Annotated in this window: 12 protein-coding genes and 2 pseudogenes; 8 read left to right on the top strand and 6 right to left on the bottom strand. The window is 59.8% G+C overall.

The annotated features are described in order from the left end of the window. Both IE224_RS20015 and gdhA read left to right on the top strand, forming a co-directional pair. A partial coding sequence (locus IE224_RS20015; RefSeq protein ID WP_191313195.1) for a DUF475 domain-containing protein occupies nucleotides 1-219 on the top strand: 219 nt, incomplete at its 5' end. 792 nt (nucleotides 220-1,011) lie between these two features. Beyond that, a complete protein-coding gene (gdhA, locus tag IE224_RS20010) occupies nucleotides 1,012-2,373 on the top strand; it encodes an NADP-specific glutamate dehydrogenase (protein WP_191313193.1) in 1,362 nt (453 codons plus the stop codon). Between the two features lie 436 nt (nucleotides 2,374-2,809). Here gdhA and IE224_RS20005 read toward each other — a convergent pair whose 3' ends face one another. The 4 genes from IE224_RS20005 to IE224_RS21475 all read right to left on the bottom strand — a co-directional run bounded on the left by IE224_RS20005 (nucleotide 2,810) and on the right by IE224_RS21475 (nucleotide 5,496). Further along, the gene (locus tag IE224_RS20005) at nucleotides 2,810-3,745 is read right to left on the bottom strand and encodes a mechanosensitive ion channel family protein (RefSeq protein WP_229849484.1); all 936 of its coding nucleotides are present in this window, start codon (nucleotides 3,743-3,745) and stop codon (nucleotides 2,810-2,812) included. A 247-nt stretch (nucleotides 3,746-3,992) separates the two neighbouring features. Beyond that, the gene (gene rnk, locus IE224_RS20000; protein WP_191313189.1) at nucleotides 3,993-4,400 is read right to left on the bottom strand and encodes a nucleoside diphosphate kinase regulator; all 408 of its coding nucleotides are present in this window, start codon (nucleotides 4,398-4,400) and stop codon (nucleotides 3,993-3,995) included. A gap of 33 nt (nucleotides 4,401-4,433) precedes the next feature. Next, nucleotides 4,434-4,946 carry a GreA/GreB family elongation factor gene (locus IE224_RS19995; RefSeq protein WP_191313187.1) on the bottom strand — a complete coding sequence of 171 codons (513 nt, stop codon included), beginning with the start codon at nucleotides 4,944-4,946 and terminating at the stop codon, nucleotides 4,434-4,436. 166 nt (nucleotides 4,947-5,112) lie between these two features. Further along, on the bottom strand, nucleotides 5,113-5,496 hold the full coding sequence (locus IE224_RS21475; protein ID WP_191313197.1) for a DUF1127 domain-containing protein: 384 nt from the start codon (nucleotides 5,494-5,496) through the stop codon (nucleotides 5,113-5,115). Nucleotides 5,497-5,849: 353 nt separating this feature from the next. Between IE224_RS21475 and IE224_RS21530 the strand changes: the two are divergent. From IE224_RS21530 to IE224_RS19980, 3 genes and pseudogenes are all read left to right on the top strand, one after another. After that, nucleotides 5,850-5,978, top strand: a pseudogene (locus tag IE224_RS21530) (transposase); the annotation flags it as partial. A gap of 69 nt (nucleotides 5,979-6,047) precedes the next feature. Next, nucleotides 6,048-6,571: pseudogene (locus IE224_RS19985) on the top strand (IS3 family transposase); the annotation flags it as partial. Nucleotides 6,572-6,811: 240 nt separating this feature from the next. Next, the gene (locus IE224_RS19980) at nucleotides 6,812-7,150 is read left to right on the top strand and encodes a DUF421 domain-containing protein (RefSeq protein ID WP_202380375.1); all 339 of its coding nucleotides are present in this window, start codon (nucleotides 6,812-6,814) and stop codon (nucleotides 7,148-7,150) included. A 522-nt stretch (nucleotides 7,151-7,672) separates the two neighbouring features. Here IE224_RS19980 and IE224_RS19975 read toward each other — a convergent pair. Beyond that, nucleotides 7,673-8,035: a hypothetical protein gene (locus IE224_RS19975; protein WP_191313184.1), complete on the bottom strand. Its 363-nt coding sequence runs from the start codon at nucleotides 8,033-8,035 to the stop codon at nucleotides 7,673-7,675. Nucleotides 8,036-8,356: 321 nt separating this feature from the next. On the opposite strand from IE224_RS19975, the gene IE224_RS19970 reads away from it, so the two are divergent. Next, nucleotides 8,357-8,563, top strand: coding sequence for a hypothetical protein (locus IE224_RS19970; protein ID WP_191313182.1), 207 nt, complete (start codon nucleotides 8,357-8,359; stop codon nucleotides 8,561-8,563). Between the two features lie 110 nt (nucleotides 8,564-8,673). Here IE224_RS19970 and IE224_RS19965 read toward each other — a convergent pair whose 3' ends face one another. Then, nucleotides 8,674-8,856: a YdcH family protein gene (locus tag IE224_RS19965; RefSeq protein WP_191313180.1), complete on the bottom strand. Its 183-nt coding sequence runs from the start codon at nucleotides 8,854-8,856 to the stop codon at nucleotides 8,674-8,676. A 528-nt stretch (nucleotides 8,857-9,384) separates the two neighbouring features. On the opposite strand from IE224_RS19965, the gene IE224_RS19960 reads away from it, so the two are divergent. After that, the gene (locus IE224_RS19960) at nucleotides 9,385-9,639 is read left to right on the top strand and encodes an SH3 domain-containing protein (protein WP_191313178.1); all 255 of its coding nucleotides are present in this window, start codon (nucleotides 9,385-9,387) and stop codon (nucleotides 9,637-9,639) included. Between the two features lie 25 nt (nucleotides 9,640-9,664). After that, a partial coding sequence (locus IE224_RS19955) for an IS21 family transposase (protein ID WP_506330852.1) occupies nucleotides 9,665-10,071 on the top strand: 407 nt, incomplete at its 3' end.

Genomic DNA, 10,071 nt, shown 5'->3' with positions numbered 1-10,071 from the left:
ATAACCATCATGCTGGTGGAAAAGGGCACGTTGGCACAATACCGCTATCTGGAGCATGGCGCCTTCTATGCCATCATTGCACTCTCTGTGATCATGTTCTTGCAATCCTTCGTCCACATCCCCGAAGTGATCACTGGTCTGGGCGGTGCAGCGCTCATCGGCATCTCTCTGTGGTCCTCGATCCGCTGGAACCGGAAAACACGACAAGCGAACCAGTAGAACATAACCGGCCGCGGAGTGATCCGCGGCTGTAGTCTCCAAAGCGTTCCGGATTATGACGCGCTGGACTGTGTAACGTCGCCCCTTAGCGTGCCTTAATAATGCTCGTCGCCAAGCAGATGCGCTCCCTATGCTAAAGCTGGTGTTCCAAAAATTCGATAAGTCCGCAGCTGCAGCCGGAGAGGACCAATGGCCGGTTATAAGAGGATATTGCAACAGGTAGACACCGAAGCCGGAATTGCTGTCGGATGCTCGTGTCAATTGGCTGGGTATCTGGTGCGACATGACCGATGCGGCGCTATCCGGATCCTGTGGAAGGCGGCTGCATCGCTCTGAGGCTCGTCTTGCTGCTGGCTTGGTTGTGAAAGGCTCTGTTGATGCTGACAGGTGGGGGCATCTACGCCATCAATGGGCTCTCATCCTGATCAATTCCCGGGCCGACGTAAGGGCGGTCCGCTTCGCCTCATATGCCATCGCCGCCAATGCTGTAAGCGACTTGACCTCGCTGCCGGCTGCCGGACCGTGGCTCAGCATCTGGTAACAGATGACTAGCCAGTCGATGACAAGACAAGCACTGGGGTGGATGCCCGACGAACAACTACTGCCGGGATTGTCCGAGTTTCGGGTGCTATCTCACGCTGTGCACTTCAGTGGTCGAGACAGCCGATCAGGTGCACTCCTTCGACTTATTGCCTGACATTAAAACACAATGTTCAAAAATTGCGCTTCTTCCCATTCAGGTTGCCTAAGATGACCGCTAACACACTGTCCGGATAACAGAAGGGCAGGACCATGGTGCAGATCGACGACAAGCTGACCCCCATCTATGACGAGGTCGTGCGACGTAATGCGGGCGAAGCCGAGTTCCACCAGGCCGTGCGCGAGGTGCTGGAAAGCCTGGGCCGGGTGGTGGCCAAGCATCCGGAATACCTTGACCGTGCATTGATCGAGCGGATCTGCGAACCCGAACGCCAGATCATCTTCCGCGTGCCCTGGACCGATGACCAGAACCGCGTCCACATCAACCGCGGCTTCCGGGTCCAGTTCAATTCGGCCATGGGACCCTACAAGGGTGGGTTGCGCTTCCACCCGTCGGTGAATGTCGGGATCATCAAATTCCTGGGCTTCGAGCAGACCTTCAAGAACGCCTTGACCGGGCTGCCGATCGGTGGCGGCAAGGGCGGTTCGGATTTCGACCCCAAGGGCCGGTCCGATGCCGAGATCATGCGCTTCTGCCAGTCCTTCATGACCGAATTGTACCGCCACCTGGGCGAGTACACCGACGTGCCAGCCGGCGACATCGGCGTCGGCGCGCGCGAGATCGGATACATGTTCGGCCAGTACAAACGCCTGACCAACCGCTATGAAGCGGGCGTCCTGACGGGCAAGGGCCTGTTCTATGGTGGCTCGCTGGCCCGGAAAGAGGCAACAGGCTATGGCAACACCTATTTCACCCGCGCCATGCTGCAGACCCAAGGCGAGGATTTCGACGGCAAGACCGTCGTGGTCTCCGGTTCGGGCAATGTCGCCATCTACACGATCGAGAAGGTGCAGTTCTATGGCGGCAAGGTTGTCGCCTGTTCGGACAGCAGCGGTTATGTCGTGGACGAAGGCGGCATCGACTTGGCGCTGCTGAAAGAGATCAAGGAGGTCCGGCGCGGTCGCATCTCGGATTACTTGCGCCTGAAGGGCGAAGGCAGCGGCGTCTACTTCGTCAAGTCGGGCGACGGTGTGATCTGGGACGTGCCCTGCCAGGTGGCCATGCCCTCGGCCACGCAGAACGAGTTGACCGGGCGCGATGCGAAGACCCTCATCCGCAACGGCGTCACGGCCGTGGGCGAAGGCGCCAATATGCCCTCGACCCCCGAGGCTATCCGCGCCTTCCACGAGGCGGGCGTCCGCTTCGGTCCCGGCAAGGCCGCGAATGCCGGGGGTGTCGCGACCTCGGCGCTCGAGATGCAGCAGAACGCCTCGCGCGACCGCTGGAGCTTCGAGAAGACCGAGGCCAGGCTGGCCGAGATCATGCGCGACATCCACGACGCCTGCTACAGCACGGCCGATGAATACGGCGCACCGGGCGATTATGTGATCGGGGCCAATATCGCAGGCTTTGTGCGCGTGGCCGAACCGATGCTGGCCTTCGGCGTGATCTGAGCCGAACACGGCGAGGGGAGAAGAGGTCATGGCGGACGGCTGTCTGCCGTGACTTGGCCCGACAGCCATTGGAAGCGCTCAGCGCGCCCCGGCCTCCGGAGCGAGAACAGCGCTTATTGCATGTCAGATCACTTTGTTGATGAGATCCTGAAGCCAATCTTGCTACCGCACCAGAGCAGGCCATTGAAAAACCTTTAGGGGATCGCAGAAGGCTCGCAGCAAGAAAGGGACCTACCCGTGCCATGAGGCTTCGGGCAAAACCGCGACAGCAGCGCATGTGATCCGCTCAGCTGCAACATTATCCCCTGAACAGTCCCCCGAAGTTGTGGATAAGTGGGTCAATAGTGGTACTTGCAGAGCGTGCCGCATGGCCCCTTCGGCAAAGCAAGCATCCTGACTGCTACACCCGCTTGCCCGGTCAAATACGCTTGGATCTTTAGCCCATGCTCTCGCGAAGCCCTTGCCCCAAGGCCTGTTCCCTGTCTGCTGAAGGGGGAACTTCTTCCATCACCGTCACCCGGCGTAAAGGTGTTGTCGCATCGGCCTTCCGGAGAGCCTTGTCCACCTGACGCCAGATCGCATCGCGGCACTCGATCTCGTGGTCGAACCGGTCCAACCAGTAGCGCAGCGCATAATGCACGCCATCTGCGCCGATGAATTGGATGCGCACGTCCGGACGCGGTGCCTGCTTGATCAATGGCGCATGCAAGAGTGCATCCTCCAGGATCTCAGCCCCTTTGGCTGCGGGGATGGAATGATCCAGAACCAACTCCAGTTGGGCCCGGAAGACCGAACTTGGCGCGCTGTAGTTCACGATCCGCTGCCGGGAGACCTGACTGTTGGGAAGGATCACATAGGTAAAGTCCCTTGTCAGAAGCCGAGTGGTGCGCCAGCCAATCTCGATGACGCGACCACGTCCCAAGCTCTCGACCTCGACCCAGTCACCGATGCGAAAGGGTCCTTCCAATCCGAGCGCGATACCTGACAGAGTATCAGCAACGACATTACGGATGGCGAAACCCATCAGAGCCAACACGACCCCCGAGCCAGCCAAGGCACCGCTGGCGCCGTGACCAAGCATCAGGATTATACCCGACACGATCGCGATCAAGAACAGTAATCCCGATACCAGGTCCTTGACCAGCTTCGGGACAGGCCTGCTGCGCGGCCGCAAATTGCTCAAGAGCAGGCTCGAGATCCTGCTCAGCAACCAGGCCAAGGCGAGGTAGAGCAAGAAATGGACAACGTTCCGGGCGTTGCCGGACAGATGTGCAATATCAAGCCGCGCCAGGATGTCTGGTCCGCCAAGATCAATGACAAGAAGGATTGCAAGAAGGAGGGCCGGCGGAAGCAGCCGGCGAAGAGGTCTCAAAACCGCCTCGTGGTGATGGGGAGCCTCACATACCCCGGCCGGACGCCGACAACCACCGGCTGGCCCGCCTCCCGTGGGGATGCTGTTGCGTGCAGGGGAGCGCCAAACTCCGTTCGGCAGATCGGGCACCGCCCTGCGGCGGAGCGGGGGATGCCTGCGCCGCAATGGGAGCAAGACAAAGGAACGAGGCGACGAAACATCAGATGTTCTCCGAAGGGTCAGCTATGGTGAAAGGGCAGGATGAAGGTCATGCGGCCTCTGACACGACGCCAAGGCGCAGCACCGTCAGAGCCCGTTTATGACCCGTCCGTGTCATCCAGCTGACATTGCCGCCGACGGGCAGGCCAAGAAGGGCGATCCCGATCGGTGTCAGCACCGAAATGGCGCCCCGACCAATGTCGGCCTCCTCAGGCCAAACCAGGGTGACGTCCTGTTCGCGGCCGCTGATGTCGTCGCGATAGGTCAACGCTGTGCCCAGCGTGACCACATCCGCAGGCATCTGCCTGCTGGTGACTATTCTGGCTGTGGCAAGCTTCGCCAGCAGCGGCTCGGCGACGTCAGGCAGGCGGGCACTGGCGGCCTCGGCCAGAGATTCAAGACGGCCGACATGATCGGCATTGATGACCGCGCGGACGCGGCGTGGGGATCGAGACATGGCAGTCTCCTTTCAGTTACGATTTGGATTGGTTCAGTCGCTGAGGCCGGCACAGGCATCCGCGGGATCCTGGACCTCTAGGACCCGGACCGTGCCCAGCACATCCTCGCTGTCCAGAAGGTGCATGCCTTGCCCGACCCGCAACCCGATCAGGGTCACGCCCAGATAGGTGCCGACGGCCAGGCGGCTGCGGTCATGCTCGGGATAGCTCCAATGATAGAGTGTCCGGGTCTGCGGCCGTCCGCCCTCGATGGTGAAGCTGACGCGAGATGCGCCCGTTACCACACCTGGAACGACCTCGGGGGTGGTGATGACCTCGGCATCAGCCATCTTCGCGCGGATCAATTGTGCCAGCCGCAGGAACGGCGCGGTGCCGATATCCTGAAACCGACGCCTGTGCTCGTTCAGCTGCCAATAGTCATAGGTCCCCAGTCGGGCGCGGATCGGCCTCAAGGCCGCGATGTCGCGAAAGGCGGGTAGATGATTGTGGTAATGGGCAACGAGCCCTGCTCCGGTCCGGAGCCGGTCTTGAGAGGTATAACGCATGATGATCCCGATCGGGCAGGGGCCCGGCTGGCTGTTACGGTGGTAGAGAGATTGCGCCCGAGAAAGGGCGTCAGCAGTTGCCCGCCTCTGCCCAGGGCAGAGAGCGCGTCAGCAAAGAGCCGGAATAGATCCGGAACCTCGCGATATGAGCAAAGATCATCATCTCTCAGGCCCTGGGCCGGACCGGCGCGATTGGTACATGACAAGCAGGCAGTTGCAGAACCGTTCTTGGCACAGCCGGGTGACTTTCCCTTTGTTGCGACAGGGCCCGACGGCCCGATTGCAGCACCTCTGCGGGACGCGGATCATCGGCGACAAGATCATCAGCCACACGGGCGATCTCGTTGCGAGACAGGCCGATGTCGTCAAGCATCCGATCATCAAGGCTTTCAAGCACCCTGATGGTGCGCCGCTTGATATAAAGGCGGGCCGCATTCCTGACCCGCTCCTTAAACGGGGAAAGAACGCTGGCCGTTCCTCGGAACAGAAATGGGATGCGCGCAACAAACGGATCCCGTCGCGTTGGACTGCGTGACACGATGACCTCCATAAGCTCCAGATCGTTGTCAGCCACGTGGACTGATGGGCAACGATCAGGCTGAACCATGAGCGGGAACTGACCATCGCATTGTTGCGATAGGTGAGAGCCGCTCGACTATACGAATAGGGTTTGCCGATACCCCGCAGTGGTGGCCGGATTGATCCCAGCCCCCTGCGGGGTCAGCTGCGGTTCAGCAGCGGACCTTTGATGCTCGGCTCAGGCCGAGTATGTCGCAGCACGTACGTCATGGGCTGTATATGGGCACCGGCGTCAGCAAAAGCAACGGTATGCACACCCATCCGGTGAATAGCCCCATGTTTCCTGGACGCTTTCTTCGCTAACTTTGAGGCAAGGAGGCCATGATGGGCACAGGTAATTTCACGGACGAGTTCAAGCGCGATGCGGTGGCGCAGATCACGGAGCGGGACTATCCGGCCAAGGAGGTTTCGGCTCGGCTCGGCGTCAGCACGCATTCGCTTTATGCGTGGAAGCGTAAGTTCGCGAAGGCAGTGTCGGGTGACACGGAGAAGGATGCCGGGATCCGGCGGCTGAAGCGTGAACTGGTCCGGAAGTTCGACGTCGAGGCCCCGGACAAGGTCTGGGTGACCGATATGACCTGTATCCGGACGCAAGAAGGGTTCGCCTACCTCGCGGTGGTCATCGCTCTTTACTCCCGGCGCGTGGTCGGCTGGTCCATGCAGAGCCGTCAGACGACAGATGTTGTTCTGCAGGCCCTGATGATGGCCATCTGGCGACGAAAGCCGAAGAACAAGGTGCTGATCCATTCGGATCAGGGCAGTCAATTCACCAGCATGGATTGGGCCGCATTCCTGGGTGCCCACAATCTTGAGCATTCGATGAGCCGCCGCGGCAACTGTCATGACAATGCGGCGGCCGAGAGCTTCTTCAACCTGCTCAAACGCGAAAGGATCAGGCGCAGGACCTACCGGGCGCGAAGACGCAAGACAGGACGTGTTCGATTACATCGAGATGTTCTACAACCCGAAGCAAGCATGCGAGGAACGGGATGCTGTCGCCTGACGACTTCAAACGGCGGCAGATGATGAGACGCGAAGGCGCTTAAGACTCGGGGCTATTTAACCCACGATGTGCGGATGCTGCTGGAAACGGACGTGGCTCGCCCTAGGACTACCGATCTGAAAGAGCATCTGATGAAAACTCTGAGACAGACATGATAGAGATCCTTCGTCCCGAACTTCCCCTTTGGGAGATCTGCCTACGCGGCAGCATTGCCTGGCTTGGCCTTGTTTTGGTTGTCCGGATCGTCCCCAAGCGGAATACAGGGCACATCTCGCCAAACGACATGTTGGTTCTGGTCGTCATTGGCGCGCTTGCAGCGGATGCCGTTTCCGGAGGCTCGATCTCGACGGGCGACCTGCTTCTGATGATCGTCGTGGTGCTTCTGTGGAGTTACATTCTCGACATCCTGGAATACCGGGTGCCCGTCTTTCGCCGCTTGATGCGCCCTTCGCATACCCTTCTTGTCGAGAACGGCCGGATAATACGCCGCAACATGCGGCGCGAATTGGTGACAGAGGAGGAGATCATGGCAACCTTGCGCAAGCAAGGCATCTGCGACCTGTTAGAGGTGGCCTCTGCCCATCTGGAGGCCGATGGAGAAATTAGCCTGCGCAAGAGGTAGCGGAGATCAGACCTCATTCCGCCGTGGCGCAGCGATGTGTCGTCTCAGGGTGCGCCGGCGCTAGACTTTTAATTTAGTAAAAACAATATATTATCTGTAACTAACCGACTGATTGTGGCGACTGTTGCCTGACTTTCCAGGTCAACGTTCTCCCGCTTCTCCTGAGGAGCCTGATCTACCCGATGAAGTGTCGCATGATCCTCAGCCTGCAAAGTCCTCCCAGGAGGCATTGTCCGCAACAGTGAGTCCCAAGCGACATCTGCATCCAGTACGCCGCAGAGACGGAAACAAACCCTGGTCATGAGGGAAGCCGGGTGTCATTTCATGCGGTGGGCTTTGTTCCGATGCGAAAGGTCAGGAAGGGCCAATGCCGTTCGGCCATCTCCGAGAGACTGCCAGAACTCCGATCACCACGGCAGGCTAGAGGGTCGAAGGTCCCGATCCGGCTGCAATATGAACAGTCATTGGAGCCTCCTCTGCCGCATGCCTAACAGCAGGTTATTCGTGTATCCTGAGATTGGCTCAACCGGTGCCGCCAAACGCAGTCCAAGCCATCAGAAGATAAACCCCTCCGATGACAACATAACCGATGATGGTGCCAATACGCTCAGCCACTACCCGCTCCTTGCTTGCATGATCACGGTGCCTTGGATCAAAAGCAACGTCAATGTTGTCCGACAGGCTGATCCGAAATCGGTTAAATGAGTTCAGCAGGCTCAGACGTTGTCCGGGGGCGGGCTCTTGTTCCCAGCTCTCAAACATGATCAGTCGACGAATGACCTTACCGCCGATGTTCCAGACGGCGAAGTCATCGCCCTTGGCAAGGCTATGGCTTGCGCTGCTGCTGGCTATGCTGATAGCCCTGCTGCCGGGACCACAGGTCATTGCTCCGGCCAGCCTGACTGCTTACCTCGGCAAGCCGGCCGCGACGCTGTCGGCCATTCAAGGTCGGGATTTTGTTTCCCGCAAGGACGCAGCAGACACTCGCCTTCTGGTGATGGACGGACCGCGTCCATCGCAGGCGCTGCCATTCTTTGCGAAGGCCAACGGAACTCTTTCCCCGGCATATTACAGCTGTTGCGTTTCATTCCCTCGTGCGCGGCCATTTCGCGCCAGAGGACCGCCTTCTTTCGCATGACGGCCTGAGATCGATCCGCCTGCCGAAAGGCCGGCAGATCATGACCCTTCATCGACGAAAGACGAAACATGAGCTCCCATGACAACAAACCGGCTGCGAGCCGGATGCCGCCTGATGTCCCGACGTCAGAAATTGAGGAAGCCCTTCCTGCAAGCCACGAGCGACCAGAGGCAGTCGGACAAGTCCAATCGGGCAAGGCCATCTTGCTGAACTGGTGCATCATGATTGTTGGATTTGCCGCTGTTGCCGTTGTGGCCTACTGGCTGCTTGGATAATCAAAAGCCCCCTGCGGATCATTCGCAGGGGGCTGTGCAGAGACAAGGGGTGGTCGTGCCAGAAGTCTGTTGTGACAGCTGCACCGACTGCTGCTGGCGCCGCTACGGCTTCAGGCCTTGGCTGTCTCACGCTGCAGCAGGGCAAGCTCGTCCTTGATCTCGAGCTTTTCCTTCTTGATGGCGGCGATTTCCTCGGCGCTTGCCGAGGGGCACTTCAGAAGCTCCGCGAGCTGATCCTCGAGCGCCGCGTGACGCGCGTTCAGCGCTTCGATCCGGCCGGTGATGTCGCCCATGTCGTAACCTCCATGTGTCAGTTCCATACTCGACTTATGCACGACGGGTGCCAATTCCAGGGCAGCGGACCGAGAATGGCTCAAACGTCCCGAAAGGCACGCTGCATGGCAAAGAACCCTGTTCGCTTAATGCAAAGCTTGCCACCAGAGCCCGGGAAGTGGGGGGCAATCTCAGTCTGTCTGCGAGGTCGCCCTGATGGAAGCCCTCCGGGCCGAACGTGCGGCAAAGGGCTTGGACGCATCCAGAGGTCACGACGGGCTCTGGGCCAGCGGGAAGTGGCCGGCCTTTTGGGGGAGGCATCCTCTCGTCAGGAGGTAACCCCCTCAGTATCGTCGGCCCAGGCTACAGAGAGGTGCAGGCTCTTCTCCAACAGCGCTGCGTCGCCGGAAAGGTCACCCTCCCGAGCCTGTCCATATTGGCCGAGGATACTTCGACCGGAGCCGGCGAGGGTCTTCGCACCCAGAAGATGCCCGCTGTGATCTGGCATTCTGGTGTCGTAGTGGTGGAAAAACGATCAAGGAGGGACGATGCGAACCCATTTTGCTGCTCTTTTCGCTCTTGCCGTCACCACCGCATGCGCGGTTGGCTCCGGTGCGGTGGTCCAAGGAGCCGGGCCTGATGATCTCCTGAAGCTCCGCGAAGGTCCGGGCTTGGACCACAACATCATCATCGGGCTGCCCGATGGAACACGCCTGATCCGCCGGAACTGCGTGACAAATGACGGCAAGGTCTGGTGCAGGGTCTCACTCGCCGAGAAGCCAAGTGTATCGGGTTATTGTTGATTTCCACTNGAACATCATTCGACGCATGCACTTGCGGCAGAAGCTGTCGGTCCGCGAGATCGCGCGGCGCACCGGTTTGTCGCGCAACACGATTACGAAGCACCTGGCGGCAGACACGATCGAGCCGAAGTTCGCCACGCCGGATCGCCCGAGCAAGCTTGATCCTTTCGCCGAGAAGCTGGCCGGCTGGTTGAAGACGGAAGCCGGCAAGTCGCGCAAGCAGCGGCGGACGCTGAAACAGATGCATGCCGATCTGGTCAAGCTAGGCTTTACCGGCTCCTACGGCCGGGTTGCGGCGTTTGCGCGGCAATGGCGCACAGATCGCCAGCGGGAACAGCAGACGACGGGCCGCGGCACCTTTGTTCCGCTGTCCTTTCGCCCGGGCGAAGCCTTCCAGTTCGACTGGAGCGAAGACTACGGGCATCTGGCCGA

Origin of the sequence: Paracoccus aerius, from assembly GCF_014656455.1 — a bacterium.
GTDB classification, from domain to species: domain Bacteria; phylum Pseudomonadota; class Alphaproteobacteria; order Rhodobacterales; family Rhodobacteraceae; genus Paracoccus; species Paracoccus aerius.
Note: the sequence above shows the minus strand (reverse complement) of the source record. Positions and strands in the feature narration are given on the sequence as shown.

Coding starts and splice junctions, on each gene's coding strand:
- IE224_RS19980 (WP_202380375.1), top strand. CDS start 6,812: ATGTTGGTTCTGGTCGTCATTGGCGCGCTTGCAGCGGATGCCGTTTCC.
- IE224_RS19995 (WP_191313187.1), bottom strand. CDS start 4,946: ATGCGTTATACCTCTCAAGACCGGCTCCGGACCGGAGCAGGGCTCGTT.
- gdhA (WP_191313193.1), top strand. CDS start 1,012: ATGGTGCAGATCGACGACAAGCTGACCCCCATCTATGACGAGGTCGTG.
- rnk (WP_191313189.1), bottom strand. CDS start 4,400: ATGTCTCGATCCCCACGCCGCGTCCGCGCGGTCATCAATGCCGATCAT.
- IE224_RS19965 (WP_191313180.1), bottom strand. CDS start 8,856: ATGGGCGACATCACCGGCCGGATCGAAGCGCTGAACGCGCGTCACGCG.
- IE224_RS19960 (WP_191313178.1), top strand. CDS start 9,385: ATGCGAACCCATTTTGCTGCTCTTTTCGCTCTTGCCGTCACCACCGCA.
- IE224_RS19970 (WP_191313182.1), top strand. CDS start 8,357: ATGAGCTCCCATGACAACAAACCGGCTGCGAGCCGGATGCCGCCTGAT.
- IE224_RS21475 (WP_191313197.1), bottom strand. CDS start 5,496: ATGGAGGTCATCGTGTCACGCAGTCCAACGCGACGGGATCCGTTTGTT.
- IE224_RS19975 (WP_191313184.1), bottom strand. CDS start 8,035: ATGACCTGTGGTCCCGGCAGCAGGGCTATCAGCATAGCCAGCAGCAGC.